This window comes from Bradyrhizobium sp. CCGUVB1N3 (assembly GCF_024199925.1).
Taxonomy (GTDB): domain Bacteria; phylum Pseudomonadota; class Alphaproteobacteria; order Rhizobiales; family Xanthobacteraceae; genus Bradyrhizobium.
Window position 1 is genome coordinate 329,589 of sequence record NZ_JANADR010000002.1, and the last position, 18,025, is coordinate 347,613.

Below are 18,025 nucleotides of genomic sequence, written 5' to 3' on the forward strand. Positions count from 1 at the left end.
GGCCCATGCGATCCGTTCCCTTTACCCGACCCACCCTGATTGCCGCCGTCGAACTGTTCGAACAACACAGTCAGGCGCGCTTCAATCAGGTGGTGCTTCGTCTCGGGCTTGAGAATGAGATTTCTTCGAATACCAGCATCAGCGTCGCGAAGAAATGCGACTTGCTTGGACGCATCGTTGTTCAGCGCTCTGAAACCGTCATCGACACGCTCGACGGCCGCATGACACTCGGCGAAGCCGTGGTGCGCCAAGCCGCGTTGCTGGCACAACAGGATGCCACTCACCCGTTGCAGACGGCGTTTGCCCGCGGCCTGGCCCACGACGCCTTTGTATTGGTGTGGGATGACGATGGCCGCAGTGCCTCTATTCGGGCCGCGCTGCCGGGGGAAATCCAGCTCCCCGAAACCGATGATGAGGTGCATCGGCTCCTGAATCCTTCGGTTTCGCAACACCGCTCGGTCATCTCGATCAGGCGATCGAAGCGCACACCCGCGGCGATTGGGCGGCCTGCAACGGACAGCTTCGCACGTTCCTCGAAAGCCTATTCAGCGACATTGCCAGAAATGTCCGCCCGGAAGACGCGGCGAAACGGCCCAACGCCTAGAACCGTCGGGCGTTGCTGGAGGAAATCGGCTTCCTGTCGGCGAGCCGCAACGGATGGACTGCGGATGGGAAAAGCTACATCAATGGCCTATTCAAGATGCTGCACACTGAGGGATCGCATCCCGGTCTTTCGGATGAAGACCACAGCACCTTTCGTCTTCATGTCGTACTCGTAACCGCGCGAACCTTCCTCAGGCGCTTGGCCAATGGGCGGTAGGAGGCGCGAATGAGTGGATGGACACTGGATGATCTGCATCGCTTGGACCGGAAATATGCGGAGGAAGGCGTTCACACCCATCAGCGACCGTTCCGGGCCGCAATAGAATTGCTCGGCTCGAACTTCGTCATCGGCGCGGGTGGTAATCTTGAAGTCAAGCTTATCATGGATGCTTACGCTGCCATGGTGCCGGAAGTTGAAACGAGTTGGCCCGGTGCCGGGATCGGATTGGTCGCGTCTGTCGATCAGGCACGAAAGGCCGTTTTCCCCATCGTCTTCGGCCAGAATGCCCCCCAGCCTTGGCAGATGACGGGTTTCGAGAATGCCGAGGAATGGTGGAATTGGTGCCGCCAGGATCGGATGATCGCCGCGGATGTCGCCTTTGCGGGCGCTGACATTCACGACTTCACGATGGGTCTCAACCAAGTTGAGCAAGGCAATGCTGATGCGGTGACGCTCTGGCGGATGGCGGGGTCGAATCTCGAAGACGCAGCAAACACCTTGCCGTCCGCGTTCAGCCACGATTCGGTTATCCAGCCGATTTGTATGGTGGCGGAGTTATCGATGAAGGCCGCATTGGTATGGGATGGTGTCGATCCTGAATCCTTCCGAAAAAGCAAGGATGGTCACAATCTGGCTCTGCTCGCCCAGCGTATGGGTATGGCGCGACCGCACCGCGACGATGCGCGAGTTCAAGCCGTGGTGGCGAATCTGCCGCCCTATGTTGCCAGCCGCTATAAACCAGCAGGGTTAAGGCGGCTTCAAGTGGTCAGGTCCACTACTCGATCATGTAGCCCAGCGCGCGATAGCCCGCGCGTCGCTTCGTGGCCATCCGGGCCAGAACGGGAACAGCTTTATCGACGTAGTCGACGACCAACACGTCTCTCTTTCCATCATGCTGTCGATGCAGACGACCGACATACTGCGTCAGGGTTCCCTTCCAGGCGATCGGCATCGTTAGGAACAACGTATCAAGCCGGGCGTCATCGAAGCCTTCACCGATGTAGCGGCCTGTCGCGAGTATCAGGCGCTCGTCATCGTCAGCAACATTCAATGTCGTATTGGCTAGCTTGCGATCCCTCGCGGACATGCCGCCGCGCAGAACCACAAGATTCTTCACGAACGACGAGAACCTCTGCTGAAGATAATCGAGATGGTCCTTTCGCTCCGTCAGGACGATGGGAGAACGCTTGGCTTCCAGCGATTTCAGCACATCATCAAAGATCAGGTCATTTCGGCTACTGTCCTGCGCCAGGGCCGCATAGATCGCGGGCATTGATGGGCGCTCGACGGAGGCCAGGGACGATGGCAATTCAAATTTCGTCGAACGGTCGCGGGCACGATGACGAATGCCACGCTCGGTCGCTTGGACCCTCGCATCCACCCGATGGCGAACGGGGCCGCATTGCATGAAGATAATGGGATGATGTCCGTCCTTTCGGGCGACAGTCGCAGATAAACCAACGACGTATCGCGCCTTTGATCGCCGAGCGACAAGCTCGAAGCTTGTTGCGGACAGGTGATGGCATTCGTCGACAATGAGATGGCCGTAATCGGCGACGATATCGGCAACCTCTCCATTGCGCACCAGGCTTTGGATCAGCGCCACATCGATGACGCCAGTCGGCTTCCTTTTTCCGCCCCCGATAATACCGATCTGTTTCGGGTCAATGTTCAAAAAGGAACCGAGTCGCTCCACCCATTGAGTGAGCAGTTCTCGGCGATGAACGAGAATCAGCGCATTGCGGGCGCGGTGCGCGATGAGGGCTGCTGCGACAACCGTCTTGCCAAAGGCCGTCGTGGCGGCGAGCACCCCGTTGTCGTGGGCGACGAGAACATCGAAAGCCGCCAACTGCGGCCGTCGCAATTCGCCCTGGAAGGATACGTTCGCGGGAAGTGCCGTACCGATTTCGCGCATATCTTCCAGATCGGCCGCGGCGCCATGGCTTTTGATGAGATCGATTGCTTCCTCGAGGCAGCCCCGCGGTAGAGCGACATGCTGCGCAAACAGCTCGGCGCATGAGACGACCCGAGGCTTGCCGAATGTCGGCAACCGCATGGCCTGGGCGCGATAGAACTCCGGGTTCTGGAATGCCGCCAGGCGAATAAATTGCGCAATCAGGGCTGGCGGCAGCTCTGTCCTGTCGATGTAAACCTGATCGGCGACCACGCCCCTGATGCTGTGCGGTATCGCGGCCTCAATACGCCGCGGCGCACGGCGGCGAGACGGCGACATCTTCCACGGTTCGTCGACATGTTCGTCGTCCACCGGCATGCGGACGCCCAAAACCCGACCCGATAGCTCCGCCTCTTCCGCGATCCTGAAGACCATGTCAGCTGACAATCTGGGCAGGGACGACAGATACGCCCATTGGTCGTCGTAAGGCCGCAGATCGTTGTCGACAAAAACGCTGTTGCCGATCTCACGAGCTTTCCTTTGCAACGGCAATGCAATCAGGTTGCCAAAGCCCCCAAGGGGCATCGTGTCCTGATTGGGAAAGAAGCGATCATAGGAGGTGAAGCCGATTTCGGGCCGTTTTTCCATCGTCTCCGTGATCAAGGCCGCCCCCATCTGCCTGGCGATCCTTGCTGGAACAGGCTCGGAGAAGAATACCCAGACATGGCCGCCATTTCCCGATCTCGACCGCTCCAGGGCCGCGGCAATTCCTTTCACATGACAGGTGCCGAGCAATGCTCTGGCGTCATCCGCCCAGCTTTCCTTGTCGAAGTCGGCGGCAAGGAACCAGCATGTCTCATCCTGCAGCAATGGATAAACCCCGGCGACAAAGTCACCGGTGCGAGCATCGCCGCCGCGCAGATGCTTTTCGATAATGTCCTCGGAAGGCGGAATAAACGCCTGATGCGGACATTCCCCGCATTTTACCTTCGGCTTGCCGCAGATCCCCTTTGCCCACTCATTCGAGCACGCCGGCGAATAACCGGAGCGTCCCGTCTTTTTGTTATCCCAGCGCACCGGAAAAACATCGGGACGCCCGCCGAACAAGCGTCGGAACAACTCGACTTTCTCGATTGATTGCGAGTTATTGGTAACGGGGGTGTCGAAAAAAGCAGGTGTTTCAGCCTCGCTGCCGGATGTCAGCTTTTGCTCAAGCGCTTCCAACTTGCGCTCAAGCTCCATCCGCTCGGCATCCAGATCAGCCAACCGCTGTCGGATGCGCGCAATCTCTTCCCAAGCATCATTCTTATCCACCGGCTTGCAGTCCGCGCCTACGTTCATCCCGCGAGCCAACATAGACCAAAGGCGATCTCAGCTTAAGGCGGACAATGCATCACTACGGCCCGAGACGTCTGGGATTATGCGGAGCGGAGCACGCCGAGATCGGCGAAAACCAGCCCATCACAGGGCGGCACTTCGCATAATCCCGCTCTCCGCATAATCTGCCTTGATCGGGATAGGGGGACGTCTCGCAACGCCACCACCGGGTCGCGGGAGGCGGTCGCCCGCCTCCCGCTCCCACAGAACGTAGCATGCGGATTTACCGCACTACGCTCTTCGGCAGTTGGTTCACAGCACTGCAAGAGCCTGCAACTCCGCATATGGAAGGCGCAGCTTTGGTTTCAGTAACGGCGTCCTTGCTTTGATCTGGTGGTACTTCTCCCAGGTCAAGCGTCGCCCGGCCCAGCTGCGGCTGCGCAACATCCGATGCCAGTAACGCTCCCCGGCACGATACACCTTCAAGAGACACCGGAGATTCCCGGCGACACCGTAATAGGCATAGTGGCCGCGTAGGAAGGCGTTGATTTCGCCGACCTGGTCACTGATCGCATGATGTCGTATTCGCCGCAGGAGCTCCTGCAGGGACGTAAGGCTGCGCCGCAAGCGAGATTTCTCGGTGCGCATCCCAACCTTGAAGTTACCTTTCAGGTTTTGCGTGCAATGCAGCGTCAGCCCCAGGAAGTAGATTGTTTCCGGGCGCTTTCTGCCGCGTTTACCCGCGTGTCGCTGCGCGAACCGACCGAACTCAACCAACTTGGTTTTGGTCGGCTCAAGAGTGAGACCGAACTTTTCCAACCGAAGGCGCAACGCGTCCTGAACGCGGATGGCGTCCGATCGATATTGGAAACAGATCACAAAGTCGTCGATGTAGCGCACCAGCCGGGCTTCGCCCCGCAACCGGCATCTCACCACGCATTCGAACCAGAGGTCGAGCACATGATGCAGATAAAGGTTGCTCAAAAGTACGCTGATCGATCCCCCTTGCGGTGTTCCTTGCTCGCTCGGATGGACCTTTCCATCTTCCAAAACGCCCGCTTTCAGCCAGCTCCGGATCAAACTGATCAGGCGTGGATCACCGACTCGATGCGCGACAAATCGGAGCACCCAATCATGATTGAGACTCCCGAAAGACTACTCGACAGACTACCCACCACCGCGCTCATCATCTCGACGACTATCCCGATCAGGTAACCATCGTTCGGTCGCGCCATCCCTTCGAGGGATCTGCGCTTAATGTGCTTGGCTGGTGTCATCGACGCGGCGAACTTCATCTGACGCTTGTACTGCCCGATGGTACCCGTGCCCTTGTACCGGCCGCGTGGACAGATCTGCCTATCGCACAACATTTACCGCGTGCAAGCCCGCAATGCGCTCGAGCGGCATTCCTGGCTTCCCACGCCGAGCTGCTGCACGCCCGGACGATCGTCGACGCTTTGCTGCGGCAATTGGATGCCGCGCATACTGTCCTGCCACCGGAATCGGAGGACAGCCATGCAGCAGCTAAGCTTTCTCGACCCACCACCTCAGCGCGGGGCCGTACCCGTATGGGAGGCCCTCGATAAAGAGCAGCGCGCACATCTCGTGCTGCGACTCGCCCGACTAATCGCCCGAGCAATCGCCACTGCCGGAGATCACAACGATGAACGAACTGAGCAAGATCACCGCTGAGCACCTACGCCGGTGCGCAATCGTCTACGTGCGTCAGTCCAGCACGACGCAGGTCGAGCATAATCGCGAGTCCACCGCCCGTCAGTACGAGTTAGCCGAACGCGCCGCGCGGCTTGGTTGGCGACGCGATCAGGTGAAGGTCATCGATGAGGACCTCGGTATTTCCGGCTCCGGCCTTTCCGAGCGCACCGGCTTCGCGCGTATGACCGCGGAGGTCGGCCTCGGCCAGGTGGGCATCGTGCTCGGCTTGGAAGTCTCGCGACTAGCGCGCAATAATGCTGATTGGTACCGTCTGCTCGATCTATGCGGCCTGACCCACACGCTCATCGGGGATGGAGATGGGATTTATCATCCGGGCTTGTTCAATGACCGCCTGGTGCTCGGGCTCAAAGGTACGATGTCAGAGGCAGAGCTGCATGTGCTGCGTGCGCGGCTGCTCGGTGGCATCCGCAACAAGGCCGCACGCGGAGAACTGCACCGCGGGCTGCCGGTGGGTCTGGTACGGGGCGACGCCGACGGGGAGGTGCTGTTGCATCCTGACGAGTCGGTGCAAGCCGCGATCCATGCTGTCTTCGACCGCTTTGCCGAATTCGGCTCGGCACGACGCGTGTGGCTGTGGTTCCGCTCGCAAGGCCTGCGCTTTCCGCTGCACTCCAACAGCCTTGTCGATCTCCGCTGGGTCGCCCCCACTTACACAAAGATCCACCAGGTCCTCACCAACCCGTTCTATGCCGGCGTTTATGTGTATGGCCGCACCCAGCAGACATGCTATCTCGATGCGGGCGGTCGAATCCGAAAGCGCATCAGACAACGCGACCGCGAGCAGTGGCCGGTGTTCATTCGTGACCATCATGCCGGATACATCGATTGGAATACCTTCGAGGCGAACCAGAAGCGCCTGGCGCAGAACATCCGTCCTCGACCGCACCAGAGCGGGGGTGCCGTGAGAGAAGGCGCAGCACTCCTACAAGGCCTCGCCGTATGCGGACACTGCGGTCGGCGCCTGGCCGTACACTACAGCGGCCGGTTCTCGGCGCCCGGATATCACTGCGCCGGCAAGAACATCGTCAACGGCCGGGGCGAGTACTGCCTCAACATCGGCGGTGTGCAGATTGATGCGGCTGTCGCCGAAGCGTTCCTTGCGGCTCTCGCGCCCGCAGGCCTGGAAGCCTCGCTCCAGGCGATCGAGCAATTCGACGCCGATCACGAGACGACTCTCGCGCAGTTCCGTCGCGACGTCGAGCGTGCGCGCTACAACGCGCAGCGCGCCGAGCGACGCTATCGCGCCGTGGATCCGGAGAATAGACTCGTCGCGCGTGGGCTCGAAGCAGAATGGGAAAGCGCTCTGCTGGAACTGAAGACTGCCGAATCCGAACTCTCGGACCGCGAACATGCCCGACCGCGCTCGCTTACGCACGAAGAACGCGACGCGATCCTTGCACTCGGTAAAGACCTCAAGCGTATCTGGTTCGCTCCCACGACGAGCGATCGCGATCGCAAGGAGTTGCTCCGCACGCTGCTCGACGATATCACCTTGAGAGTCGAGCGCGATAAATACAACGCTCACCTGACGCTACGTTGGCGCGGCGGTCTCTTCAGTGAAGTTAATGTCCCATTACCGCACTCGCATCCATCGCCGATCCGCACCGCCGACGATACGATCGATCTGCTGCGGCGACTGGCTGCACATTATCCCGACACCAAGATCGCCGGCATCCTCAATCGCCAAGGCCGTACAACGGCCACAGGACTGTCGTTTACGGCAAATCGTGTGTCGAGCCTGCGGACGCACTGGGAGATTCCGTGCTTCGAGCCGAAACAGCAAGTGCAGGACGGCGAGTGCATGACGATCGAGAAAGCAGCACGCGCTCTCGGGATCGCACCCTCTACTTTGCATCGCTACCTCAAAGATGGCTTCATTGCCGGAGAGCAGATCACACCTGGCGCGCCGTGGCGCGTCCGTATCAATGACGAGTTGCGGTCGCGCTTTGTGGAGAGCGCGCCCGAAGGTTATGTGAAGATGTTTAAGGCCATGAATCTACTCGGCGTCTCGCGGCAAACCATCTTGCAACGTGTAAAGCGCGGCGAGCTTAAGGCCGTTCACGTCTATCGCGGACGAGCAAAAGGCATACGAATTCAAGTACCTGCAGTTGCTCCGGACCTCTTCGACCCTCTCAAAAAAACTGAAGGTGTAGTATGACGCAACATCCAAGTAGCTCGCCAGATCACCTTCGATGATCCAGCGGCCCTTCGAGTCGGAGCCATCCTGCAACTGCATCCTCACTGTACGAACCGCATGATGAACACTGCGTTCGGGACGGAAGCCGTAGGAGCCCGAGTGGAAGTCGCTCTCCCAGATCGGCTCCATGGCCATCAGCATCGCCCGCTGGACGATGCGGTCTCAATGGTCTCAACTTGCCGTTGGTCTTCGGGATATGGATTCGCTTGACCGGCGTTGGGCGGTAAGTGCCGTCCAACAGGGCCACGCGCAACCGATCCAGATGACGCTCCAGAACGGCAGCAAGTCGTCGCTTGTCCATTCCGTCAAGACCCGGTGTATTGGCGCCCTTCGACGCCAGGACGATCCGGGCCGCCTCAGCAAGCCAATTCCTGTCGGTGATGAGCCGGAGCAATCGATCAAACCGGCGGGTCTGATCGGCCGCGGCCCACGTCGCGAGCTTGTGCTGCATTTCACTGATTATCAAAGGTCTTCACCTCATTAGGTCAGATCACGTGCACTCCAAGCAACTCAAACTGCTCCCCTTCGCCATGTGACCGGCTTTCCCGGCCTCGGACTACTACGGGAGCTCTGCCAGCATGACGGACATCGGGGTCAACTCCCTTACCATTCCGCTCATGCCTTCCCTCGTTCATATGTTGGACTACCAGCGCATCGGTGAGGTTGCCGGTCGCAGTCTTTTCCCTTGCTTGCTGCAAGTCGATGCCGTTGCCTCAGGTTTGGCTGCGTTCTCCCCTCGGCCCACGCAAGACGCCTTACGTCTACGCTCGCGTTCGGGTGTCTCCGGCTACATATCCTTCGACACCATTCAGCATTCCGCCTGTTAAACCGTGTAGGCGGAGGCGACATTTCAGCCCACAGACGCGGATGAACCGGTTCGTGTTCCTCAACCTTCCGATACTCAGCCTCGGGAACCATCTCGGCGTAACGGTTTCGCCTCAGTCCCCTTTACCTGCGGGCTACGTCACCCTGCCAGCTGACAGCAGGTCACCGCCGCTTGGGCTCATGCTTCCCCACAGCAGGAAGCAGGCTCGTCAAATTCCTCCTTTCTCAATGCATTCCAAACATACGCTCCCCCGATTCCTCGGGGCGAGGCGCACCATAGGTGAAGTCGGAGAGCCAAAGAACGTTCGGCCTTGGCGCCCTGAACTGGCGGTTGACGTGATCCAGCGGGCATGGCGCGGCCTTGTCGCTGATCGTGGTCTTGACGGGTTTGCCGCGGATGACTCCTTGCAAACCCATGTCCCGCATCAGTCGCGCCACCGTGCAGCGGGCAACATCGAAGCCTTCCCGCTCGAGCTGCCGCCAGACCTTGCGCACGCCATAGACCCGGAAGTTCTCATCGAACACCCGCCGAACCTCGATCTTCAGGGTAGCGTCCTGCCTGGCGCGCGCCGACAGCCTGGCAGGATCGCGCCGCCTGGCCACATGGGCGTGGTAGGTCGAAGGGGCGATCGGCAAGACCTTGCAGATCGGCTCGACCCCATGCGCCCCACGATGATCGTCGATGAAGGCGATCATGGCTTGGACCGGCGGTCGAGCTCCGCCATCGCAAAATACGCGCTCGCCTTGCGCAGGATCTCATTCGCCTGCCGAAGCTCACGGTTCTCCCGCTCCAGCGCCTTCAGCTTCTCGGCCATGTCGGTCGGAACGCCGGCCCGGTGTCCGCTATCGACTTCGTCCCTCTTGACCCAGTCGTGCAGCGTCTGCGGTGTGCAGCCGATCTTGGCCGCAATCGAGGTCACGGCCGCCCACCGCGACGGGTGCTCGCTCGCATGATCCAGAACCATCCGAACCGCACGAGCCCGGACCTCGGGTGAAAACTTGTTCGTCGTCTTGCTTGTCATGGCTCCATCCTCTCAGGAGTTGGAGCCTCCGGCAAACCCGGGGCGGTTCAACCCGCTGACGAGCTTTGGTCCCGCAGGGTCGCTAGTGCGACCGTCTGAGGAAAGAGAAGAGCTCGAAACGCGAAAACGAGATGCAGCCGACGAAACCTCCATTGGTGCCCTCTTCTGCGCATGTTCAGAGGCACCTGTCGTGCGTTCTAGCTTTGCAACTCTGGCGCCCAAATAGAGACCTGGAACAGACATCATGACAGCGGAGACGGACATAAAATCTGCGCCCTCAAAAATGCAGGCGACCGCCGTCTGGACACTTGTGCTCGGCTTTGCCGCGGACCCATTGGCTCGATGGAGCTGGCCTGACCCAGACCAATATCTTACGATCATGCCTCAGTTCGTTAAGGCCTGTGGTGGACGAGCATTCGAGCATGGCACAGCATACGTGACGGGAGGGATTCGAGCCGCGGCGCTCTGGCTGCCACCCGGCGTGGAGCAAGATGAGGATGCACTCGACGCAATTATGGCTCACTCCCTACGTCCGGAGATCAGCGAAGATATGGCACAGCTACGGCTGGGAATGGTCGAACATCATCCACCTGAGCCACATTGGTATCTGCCTCTCATTGCCGCCGATCCGAACTGGGTCGGACAGGGGCTTGGCACGTTGCTAATGGAACACGCTCTTAAACGATGTGATTCGGAGGGTGCCGCCGCATATCTCGAAAGCTCAAATCCGGAAAACATTCCCTTTTACGAGCGCCACGGCTTCAAGGTCATTGGTGAGATACAGCGTGGTGATTCGCCCACGCTAACGCCAATGTTGCGGACAGCCCATTGAGTGGTATCCGGCGAAGAGTAGCTTCGTACGCTTCAGTCCTATTGGTTAGCCTACGTTGCCAACCTTGATCTGGTTGCACTTCGTTTTCGACACGCTGAGCGCCAGAGCGGAGCGGGACAGCCGCCATGTGATCCGGCAGATCTGCTGAAGTTCTATCTCTACCGCTATATCAATCAGATCCGCTCCTAGCGTCGCCTCGAGCGAGAGGCCGGGCGCAATCTGGAACTGATCTGGCCATTGCGCGGGCTCGTTCCGGGCTATCGACCATAGCCAATTTCCGTAAGGAGAACGGGTGCAGTTGAACGGCACCAGATCTTCGATATCAACCCTCAAGGCGGCGGCTATGCGAGCATGCCGTCGCTATGCCTGAGTTGGGCTTCGCGGTGATCGCGGCCGGTTGAGCGCGTGACAACGAACCTGAGTTCTGGCCATCACCCCTGTCCTATCAGAAACCGTAAGGTCGCTCGGCCCAGCGCAGCAGGACGCGCGCATCCCGATCGGGTAGGACCACGCGCTGGTCACGCAGACCCTTGGCAATCGCTTGACCAACCTCTGGCTCAATCCGATTACCATGGGTCATCAAGAAGAACCAACCAAATGGGACGCCGACCTCACGGTCGATCGCTTCAGCGCGATCCATCAGGATATGAACCGAGGCGTCGCCAGCGATAAGCCTCTCTTCCGGCAGATGCAGCGGGCGCGGTACGAATCCGACCTCGCGCGTGCCTTTGTCGTCGTAGTCGTAAATGTCGAGCGCCCAGTGCGCGTAGATGCGCTCGACTGAAGCGCTTGATTCGTCCCAATCCTGGAAGAAGCGATTCTCTCGTGGCACGTACTCGAACCAGTCCGGCACCAATTCCAGGAACGGAGTCTCGGTCGTGCCCTCCCGCGTCACTTCCCGCACTACACGGCGTTCCATCTCCGGCCGCTGCGCTTCGCGCTTCTCGCGCTCAAGGCAGGCACGCCGAGTCAGAAAGCTGCGGACATGGACAACGCTGCTGCCCGCGCGCCCAAGTATCCGATAAAGCGGGCCGGCGAGTACCTTGTCGTCAGACATATCTCCGTGCGTGATCCATGACGGATCGAGCAACTCGTCCTTGCCCCAAGGGCGATAGCTCGGATTGACGATCGGCCCAGCGCGCCGTTCGACTTCCCGACCGAGACGGATTTGCACATAGTCCGCCGCGTCCGGTCCAGTCGGCGCGAAGGCATACACGCTGTTGCCGTGCCATTCCGAAATCTGAAGGTCGCTCTCGCGCAATCGAGTCCAGAGCGCGCCGATGTCGCCGTTGACCTTCGCGAGCTCCGCTTCCATCCATGGCCGATAGTCCGCGATCCGCGTCCCGTCGGCCGCGATCACTGAGAGCGCGTCGCGCCAATACGGGTCGTCGATGCTGACCGCCGAAAAGGAAAATCCCGGGAATGCGTCCGTCAGCGCAGATGCGAGAGTCCCTTCGTCGGCGCCGGATGGAAGACACGCGAGAGCCGCCTCGATCGTGGCGGAATCAGGCAGTCGCACTGGGATGTTCTCTGGAGCTTCACCCATGCCTTGATCCTATCATTGTAGCCCGCTGAGTCCTGTTCATTTTTCCCGGGACAGGCCCCGCTATAAGTTGGGCGGTCCAGCATTCAGGTGCTGTTCGAGTGCTTCGATGCTCGCCATGACGTCCGCGAAAGCGGGCGGTGTGCCGAAGATCATTGCCGACATCCGGTCATAGTCGGCGGCGAGCCTGGCCCGCATCTCCGCGGTCGGAACGAGGCGATAGCTGCCGGGCACAGCGCGATCGTACCGGTGATCCGGCGCACGAAACATCAACTCCTTGTGCTGCCGGCAGGCTTCAGCAAGATCGCGCATCGACGCCGTGGCGACGCCATAGTCCGGATGGGTCCAGATTTGATGGACGTCGTAATAGTGGCGCGAGTAGCGATTGAGATCGGGCACCGGACGGTCGGGTTTGCTTTCCGTGCTTCGCTTCTCTGTCATTTCAGTCATGGCATGCAGGATCAGCACCTTCTCCCAGAAGGTCCGCTCGGGCTTGACCGTCGTCACGTTGCGCACCGTGAGCTCCATTCCCTCCCGCATTTCCGAAGCGATGTAGGGAACGATCTCGCGGGGCTCGGCCGGCTCAGGATCAGGACGCGCACCACCTTCGATGCGGACCGCCGCCTGCACATAGGCGTCGCCGGCGTCGAAGACGCTCCTGTAGCCGACCACTAGAATGTCGAGCGCTTCCTTGTTGCGATACGTATCGAAGCCAAAGCGGAGTGAGAAATGCCCCGATTGTTCGGCGGCGCCTTCGACGGCTGCGATCTCCGTCGTCAGCTCCTTTTTGAGCTGACCCGAGATATACTGCCGCGCCGCCTCGTCCACTTTCTCGGCGAGCGCGCGCTGCTGCTGATTCACCGAGGGGAGGGTCGCGATCTCGGCTTCCAACGGGACGTGCAAATCGGCCTTATAGATGCCGATGTCTATATCCTCGGAGAAGCGACGGATCAGTCCATATGCCTTGCTGAGGCTTGTACCACCCTTGAAATAAAGTCCGATGGGATCATCACCCCGCCGGTTGAACAGGAAGTCGAGCACCCAGCAGACACAGAGGTCCTTCTCGATGTTCTGCGCCTCTGTCTCCAGATGGGCAGCAACCGTCTCAAAGAGAGTGCGGCGCTCGTCGACGCTCGAGCGCAGGATTTCAATGAAGGTTTTCTGCATGGCCGCCTTTTGCGCCCTCAGGATTCGACTTGCCGTCGCTGTGATCCTCCGCTCGGAGCTTGCGTGCGATCGTTTCGACCAGCGGGTACATCCACGCCGGGACCGCTTGGATGTTGTCGCGTAGATCTTGTGCGATGTTTTCCCGGTTCGGATCGTGCGACAAATGCCGGACGATACCGTTCACGGCCGGATCGAGGTTTGATCGCTCGTCGCGAAACCATGTCAGCGCCTGGACCACGCGCATGGCGGGGCGGCCGGCCCAGAATGCGGTCTTGGCCGAAATGCGCTTGAAGTCGAGCTTGTAGATGACGGGCTTGGTCACCTGCGGATCGCCGGCGCTCGCCTCGATCTCGATCGTCCGCGGATAGGTATCGGCATAGATCGTCGATCGCGCCGGAACGGCCGTGGTCAGGCCGAGGTCGTTCGCGGCCGTCATGCCATCGACCAGGACGCGCAGCTTGTCACGCCGGGCGATGGCATCGATGAACGAGGCGCGCGGCGGAAACACCATCTTGCCGGTCAGCTTGCTGAGGCCCGGCTTGTCGTAGAGGCCGCGGTGAGGCCGGCGGATGTCGCCCCTCAGGGTCAGCCGCTGTAGCGCCTTCTCGATGGCGTTCGGGGTTCCGATGTCGAGAAAATCGGCGCGCGACCACACACCGGCCGGCGCCGCCTGGGCGATCCGATCATGGATGCGATCGAGGGTATCGGACGTGGGGTCGGGCATCAGCCACCATTTTCTGACCGAATATTGTATATAAAAAACGGTCAGTAGCAAGTTGGGAATAACCAACTGACCAGAATTTATATTCAAGATTTGGTCAGTAAAGCGCAAAAAGTCGCTTTCGGGACTCCTCGCCCAACGGTCCCCCAAACATGGAACCTCGATATGCAGGTCGAGCTTTTCGAGCAGGCGCTGGACGAACTGAATGCCGATGCCGATCTGGTGAACCAGGTGCTAGAAATCACCTCGGAGGACGAGGCCCTCCACGTTCGACGTTATCGGCTTCCCGATATCGATTAGGCCCGCGGCGCGCGCGACAGTTATTTTGGATCCGGCGGAAACCGGTCGAGCCAGTCGAGCACACTCCGCACGACTAGCTCGGCCGTCTGCTTGGCGTCGCGTGCTTCTTCCGGTCGAAGACCGGGCACGCCCGCAGGGTGATCGGACAACATCCGCCCGGCGTGTATGCGTTGGCGCGTTTGAATTAGGCCGTCTGACCGGCTTCGCGTGGCCTGATCCCGGATGCTCGATCGCCCTCCGGACGCCGCGCTCGAGACAAGATCGTCGATCCGCCAGGTACGCGGATCACGTTCGAAGTTGTTGGATCCGAATGGGCCTACCTGCTTGGATCGCGCGTGCTTGACCACGAACGTTAGCGCGCCTTCCACGAGAGCCGCCGCCAGCACGCATACGGAGACGGATGCCGACTGGACATCCGAACGTTTCAACTCCGAAACGATCTGCACCCACCACGTATGAAACCCAGCGTAGCCGAGCGAGTTCAGCCTCGCGGCGAATGCATCCAATGGTTCCGCGTGTCGGGGCCTTCCATCGGTTCTTCTCGCGATGACATCCGTCACGATCGGCATCAGTTGGGAACGCGTGTCGCGGGGCATGGTGACGCGTTGCGCTTTCATCTGTTCGCTTGGGAGGGGGCCATTCCCATTGACCGGCATCGCGAAGTGCAGCGCGCCGTCGTTTTCCGCCATGTACTCGGCGAATAACAGGATCGTTATTGCGGCTTCGATGCCGGTCTCGGAACTGAAATACAACCAAACGGCATAGCTAATCACTTCCAGCGATAAAGAGGGGCCCGACCGATTGGCATGCATAGTCATCTACCTCTCGGCCGTTCCAATCGGTAAACTTGACGGTGCCGTTTTCCTTCTGAATCTTGACCTCCCCCCGCGCCAAAAGCTTGACGAATCTCGCCGAGGAGCACTATATGTAGTACGTCACGGTCTTCCAGTCCACATCTCGTCGGATGGAAGCTAAGAGGGAACCCGGTGCGCCGGCAACGGCTACTCCGAGGCTGCCCCCGCAACTGTAAGCGGCGAGCGGTTGTCATCATGGTCACTGGCGCGACAGCGCCGGAAGGCCGACAGCCGCAGCGACCCGCGAGCCAGGAGACCTGCCGCGACAGAACGAACGTCCTCGGGCGGGGTGTCCGGTGAGGCGCTTGCGGCCGGGGACATTTGCCCAGTCTCGCAAGTCGTCCCGCGCCCAGCCCCCAAACATCGCGGGGTTGCCGATGTCGCCGTCTTACGATTTCGATCAGCATGGTCATCTCGTTGAGCTGCCGAGTGTGCGGCCGCCCCCAGCGCAGGCAAAGCCTACCGCGCCTGAGCTGCGTCTTGTGCCGCCGCCATCGCCGGCTCCGCTGCCCTGGCCGCTCGCGCCATCGCCAAAGCCCTCCGACCTCACGCTCGATCGGTCGCGCAACGACCTGCTGACGTCGTTCGGCAAGCTGACGCTGACCGATCGTTATCTGCTCGCCGGCGAGAGCCTCCAGGATATGTTCGCGCGGGTGGCTTGTGCCTTCGCGGACGATGTTGCGCATGCCCAACGTCTCTATGATGCGATGTCTCGGCTGTGGTTCATGCCGGCCACACCAGTGCTCTCCAACGGCGGCACCACGCGCGGCCTACCGATCTCGTGCTTCCTTAACTCGGTGTCGGACTCGCTCGAGGGCATCGTCGGCACCTGGAACGAGAACGTCTGGCTTGCCTCCAACGGCGGCGGCATCGGCACCTACTGGGGCAATGTTCGCTCGATCGGCGAGAAGGTGAAGGGCGGCGTCACCTCGGGCATCATCCCGTTCATCCACGTCATGGATGGTCTGACGCTGGCGATCAGCCAGGGCTCGTTGCGGCGTGGCTCGGCGGCAGTCTATCTCGATATCCACCATCCCGAGATCGAGGAGTTCCTCGAGATCCGCAAGGCGTCCGGCGACTTCAACCGCAAGAGCCTCAACCTGCATCACGGCATCAACGTCACCGACGAGTTCATGCGTGCCGTGGGCGCCGGCACCACGTTCGCTCTGCGCAGCCCGAAGACCAACGAGGTCGTCCGCGAGATCGACGCTCGCCAGCTATGGCAACGCATTCTTGAGAACCGGCTGCAGACCGGCGAACCTTATCTCTTGTTCATCGACACTGTGAACCGCGCGCTCCCCAAGCACCAGCGCGAGCTCGGCCTCAAGGTCTCGTCCTCCAACCTGTGCAGTGAGATTACACTGCCGACCGGCATCGATCATCGCAACGAGGAGCGCACTGCGGTGTGCTGCCTGTCATCGCTCAACCTCGAGACCTGGGACCAGTGGAATGAGGCGCCCGGCTTCATCGAGGACGTCATGCGCTTCCTCGACAACGTGCTCACCCACTTCATCACGGTGGCGCCGGACGGCATGAAGCGTGCCCGCTACGCCGCCCTGCGCGAGCGCTCCGTCGGCCTCGGCGTGATGGGCTTCCACTCGTTTCTCCAGGCCAGGGGCATTCCGATGGAGAGCGTCCTGGCCAAGTCGTTCAATCTCAGCATGTTCCGAAAAATCCGTCGCGATGCCGACGCGGCATCCGTGGCGCTCGCTCGCGAGCGAGGCCCTTGCCCGGATGCGCTGGAATGCGGCGTGATGGCGCGCTTCAGCCACAAGATCGCGATCGCGCCGACCGCCTCGATCAGCATCATCTGCGGCGGCACCAGCGCCTGCACCGAGCCGATCCCGGCCAACATCTACACCCACAAGACGTTGTCCGGTGCCATCTCGGTGCGTAATCCGCATCTCGCCAAGGTGTTGTCCGCCAAAGGCGCCGACACTTTGGCGACCTGGCAGTCGATCATTGCGCACGAGGGGTCGGTCGCCCATCTCGACATCCTGTCGGAGCACGAAAAAGCGATCTTTCGCACCGCCTTCGAGATCGACCAGCGCTGGATCGTCGAGCTTGCCGCCGACCGCGCCGCGTTCATCTGCCAGAGCCAGTCGATCAACCTCTATCTGCCGGCCGACGTGGATAAGTGGGACCTCCACATGTTGCACTGGACGGCATGGAAGCGCGGGGTGAAGAGCCTCTACTACTGCCGATCAAAATCGATCTCGCGCGCGGCGTTCGCCGGCAAGATCGCCGACCGCGATAAGGCCGCGCCGCTGCAGCCGCCGCAGCGCACGGACTATGAGGAGTGCCTCGCATGTCAGTGATCGATCTCTCGTCCGTCGATCCTCGCACACTGATCGGCAAAGGGCGCGTCGGCCTCCTCGACTCGACCGGCAGCTATGACGTCGATCGCTACGCCTGGGCTTACGAGTTCTGGAAGCGCCAGCAGCAGACCCACTGGATGGGCGAGGAAGTGCCGCTCGGGGCCGACCTGAAGGATTGGGCGTCGGACCGCGTCACCGCCAACGAGCGCGCGCTGCTCACCCAGATCTTCCGTTTCTTCACCCAATCGGACATTGAGGTCGGTGACAACTATCTCAAGCGCTACATTCCGATCTTTCAGCCGCTCACCGTTCAGATGATGATGGCGGCCTTTACCAACATGGAGACGGTCCACATCGACGCATATGCTCTACTGCTCAAGACACTCGGCATGCCCAATACCGAGTTCGAGGCGTTCCGCGGCTATGCGGAGATGCGCGCCAAGGCGGACTACATGCACGAGTTCGGCGTTGACACCGT

Annotated in this window: 14 protein-coding genes, 2 pseudogenes, 1 riboswitch and 1 other annotated feature; of the genes and pseudogenes, 6 read left to right on the forward strand and 10 right to left on the reverse strand. The window is 60.5% G+C overall.

The features are described 5' to 3' along the window. The first annotated feature begins 5 nt into the window (after positions 1–5). The gene (locus NLM33_RS48285; RefSeq protein WP_254106436.1) at positions 6–779 is read left to right on the forward strand and encodes a hypothetical protein; all 774 of its coding nucleotides are present in this window, start codon (positions 6–8) and stop codon (positions 777–779) included. Here NLM33_RS48285 and NLM33_RS48290 read toward each other — a convergent pair. From NLM33_RS48290 to NLM33_RS48305, 4 genes are all read right to left on the reverse strand, one after another. Continuing rightward, entirely contained in the window at positions 692–1,342 is a 651-nt protein-coding gene (locus tag NLM33_RS48290; RefSeq protein WP_254106435.1) for a hypothetical protein, read from the reverse strand. The two genes, NLM33_RS48285 and NLM33_RS48290, sit on opposite strands and share 88 nt — an antisense overlap. 256 nt (positions 1,343–1,598) lie before the next feature. Further along, the gene (locus tag NLM33_RS48295; RefSeq protein ID WP_254106551.1) at positions 1,599–4,058 is read right to left on the reverse strand and encodes a DEAD/DEAH box helicase family protein; all 2,460 of its coding nucleotides are present in this window, start codon (positions 4,056–4,058) and stop codon (positions 1,599–1,601) included. A 288-nt stretch (positions 4,059–4,346) separates the two neighbouring features. Then, the gene (locus tag NLM33_RS48300) at positions 4,347–5,162 is read right to left on the reverse strand and encodes a reverse transcriptase domain-containing protein (RefSeq protein WP_254106553.1); all 816 of its coding nucleotides are present in this window, start codon (positions 5,160–5,162) and stop codon (positions 4,347–4,349) included. After that, positions 5,120–5,329, reverse strand: a complete 210-nt coding sequence (locus tag NLM33_RS48305) for a hypothetical protein (RefSeq protein ID WP_254106554.1) — start codon at positions 5,327–5,329, stop codon at positions 5,120–5,122. The genes NLM33_RS48300 and NLM33_RS48305 overlap by 43 nt, the downstream gene beginning before the upstream one ends. A gap of 368 nt (positions 5,330–5,697) precedes the next feature. On the opposite strand from NLM33_RS48305, the gene NLM33_RS48310 reads away from it, so the two are divergent. After that, entirely contained in the window at positions 5,698–7,926 is a 2,229-nt protein-coding gene (locus NLM33_RS48310; protein ID WP_254106556.1) for a recombinase family protein, read from the forward strand. Here the strand turns inward: NLM33_RS48310 and NLM33_RS48315 are convergent. Together NLM33_RS48315 and NLM33_RS48320 are read right to left on the reverse strand one after the other, a co-directional pair. Next, positions 7,921–8,431, reverse strand: a pseudogene (locus NLM33_RS48315) (reverse transcriptase domain-containing protein); the annotation flags it as partial. The gene NLM33_RS48310 and the pseudogene NLM33_RS48315 overlap by 6 nt on opposite strands. Before the next feature lie 635 nt (positions 8,432–9,066). Next, positions 9,067–9,812, reverse strand: a pseudogene (locus tag NLM33_RS48320) (IS3 family transposase); the annotation flags it as partial. Continuing rightward, positions 9,412–9,528: a sequence feature (AL1L pseudoknot), on the reverse strand. Its footprint overlaps the pseudogene before it by 117 nt. A 244-nt stretch (positions 9,813–10,056) precedes the next feature. Between NLM33_RS48320 and NLM33_RS48325 the strand changes: the two are divergent. Continuing rightward, on the forward strand, positions 10,057–10,644 hold the full coding sequence (locus tag NLM33_RS48325) for an N-acetyltransferase (RefSeq protein WP_254106558.1): 588 nt from the start codon (positions 10,057–10,059) through the stop codon (positions 10,642–10,644). A 445-nt stretch (positions 10,645–11,089) separates the two neighbouring features. Here NLM33_RS48325 and NLM33_RS48335 read toward each other — a convergent pair whose 3' ends face one another. Genes NLM33_RS48335 through NLM33_RS48345 form a run of 3 tightly spaced genes read right to left on the reverse strand, consistent with a single transcriptional unit; the run spans position 11,090 to position 14,078 of the window. Further along, entirely contained in the window at positions 11,090–12,190 is a 1,101-nt protein-coding gene (locus NLM33_RS48335; RefSeq protein WP_254106559.1) for a hypothetical protein, read from the reverse strand. Positions 12,191–12,250: 60 nt separating this feature from the next. Then, positions 12,251–13,354, reverse strand: a complete 1,104-nt coding sequence (locus NLM33_RS48340) for a nucleotidyl transferase AbiEii/AbiGii toxin family protein (protein ID WP_254106560.1) — start codon at positions 13,352–13,354, stop codon at positions 12,251–12,253. Continuing rightward, positions 13,335–14,078 (reverse strand): DUF6088 family protein, encoded by a 744-nt coding sequence (locus tag NLM33_RS48345; protein ID WP_254106561.1) that lies wholly within the window; start codon positions 14,076–14,078, stop codon positions 13,335–13,337. Before NLM33_RS48345 ends, NLM33_RS48340 begins: the two co-directional genes overlap by 20 nt. A gap of 162 nt (positions 14,079–14,240) precedes the next feature. Between NLM33_RS48345 and NLM33_RS49460 the strand changes: the two genes are divergently transcribed. Beyond that, positions 14,241–14,375, forward strand: coding sequence for a hypothetical protein (locus tag NLM33_RS49460; RefSeq protein ID WP_256570633.1), 135 nt, complete (start codon positions 14,241–14,243; stop codon positions 14,373–14,375). 20 nt (positions 14,376–14,395) lie between these two features. Here NLM33_RS49460 and NLM33_RS48350 read toward each other — a convergent pair whose 3' ends face one another. Further along, positions 14,396–15,193 carry a hypothetical protein gene (locus tag NLM33_RS48350; protein WP_254106562.1) on the reverse strand — a complete coding sequence of 266 codons (798 nt, stop codon included), beginning with the start codon at positions 15,191–15,193 and terminating at the stop codon, positions 14,396–14,398. A 103-nt stretch (positions 15,194–15,296) separates the two neighbouring features. Next, positions 15,297–15,509, forward strand: a riboswitch (cobalamin riboswitch). A gap of 97 nt (positions 15,510–15,606) precedes the next feature. Between NLM33_RS48350 and NLM33_RS48355 the strand changes: the two genes are divergently transcribed. Then, complete coding sequence (locus tag NLM33_RS48355; protein WP_254106563.1) at positions 15,607–17,547, forward strand: ribonucleoside-diphosphate reductase subunit alpha; 1,941 nt, start codon at positions 15,607–15,609, stop codon at positions 17,545–17,547. Further along, the coding region (locus NLM33_RS48360; RefSeq protein WP_254106564.1) for a ribonucleotide-diphosphate reductase subunit beta at positions 17,538–18,025 on the forward strand (488 nt) is incomplete at its 3' end. The genes NLM33_RS48355 and NLM33_RS48360, both read left to right, overlap by 10 nt.

Bases quoted from the DNA above. Each gene is read 5' to 3' on its own strand.
- NLM33_RS48345 (WP_254106561.1), bottom strand. From the start codon at position 14,078: ATGCCCGACCCCACGTCCGATACCCTCGATCGCATCCATGATCGGATC.
- NLM33_RS49460 (WP_256570633.1), top strand. From the start codon at position 14,241: ATGCAGGTCGAGCTTTTCGAGCAGGCGCTGGACGAACTGAATGCCGAT.
- NLM33_RS48350 (WP_254106562.1), bottom strand. From the start codon at position 15,193: ATGACTATGCATGCCAATCGGTCGGGCCCCTCTTTATCGCTGGAAGTG.
- NLM33_RS48295 (WP_254106551.1), bottom strand. From the start codon at position 4,058: ATGAACGTAGGCGCGGACTGCAAGCCGGTGGATAAGAATGATGCTTGG.
- NLM33_RS48305 (WP_254106554.1), bottom strand. From the start codon at position 5,329: ATGAAGTTCGCCGCGTCGATGACACCAGCCAAGCACATTAAGCGCAGA.
- NLM33_RS48335 (WP_254106559.1), bottom strand. From the start codon at position 12,190: ATGGGTGAAGCTCCAGAGAACATCCCAGTGCGACTGCCTGATTCCGCC.
- NLM33_RS48355 (WP_254106563.1), top strand. From the start codon at position 15,607: ATGTCGCCGTCTTACGATTTCGATCAGCATGGTCATCTCGTTGAGCTG.
- NLM33_RS48340 (WP_254106560.1), bottom strand. From the start codon at position 13,354: ATGCAGAAAACCTTCATTGAAATCCTGCGCTCGAGCGTCGACGAGCGC.
- NLM33_RS48285 (WP_254106436.1), top strand. From the start codon at position 6: ATGCGATCCGTTCCCTTTACCCGACCCACCCTGATTGCCGCCGTCGAA.
- NLM33_RS48325 (WP_254106558.1), top strand. From the start codon at position 10,057: ATGACAGCGGAGACGGACATAAAATCTGCGCCCTCAAAAATGCAGGCG.
- NLM33_RS48310 (WP_254106556.1), top strand. From the start codon at position 5,698: ATGAACGAACTGAGCAAGATCACCGCTGAGCACCTACGCCGGTGCGCA.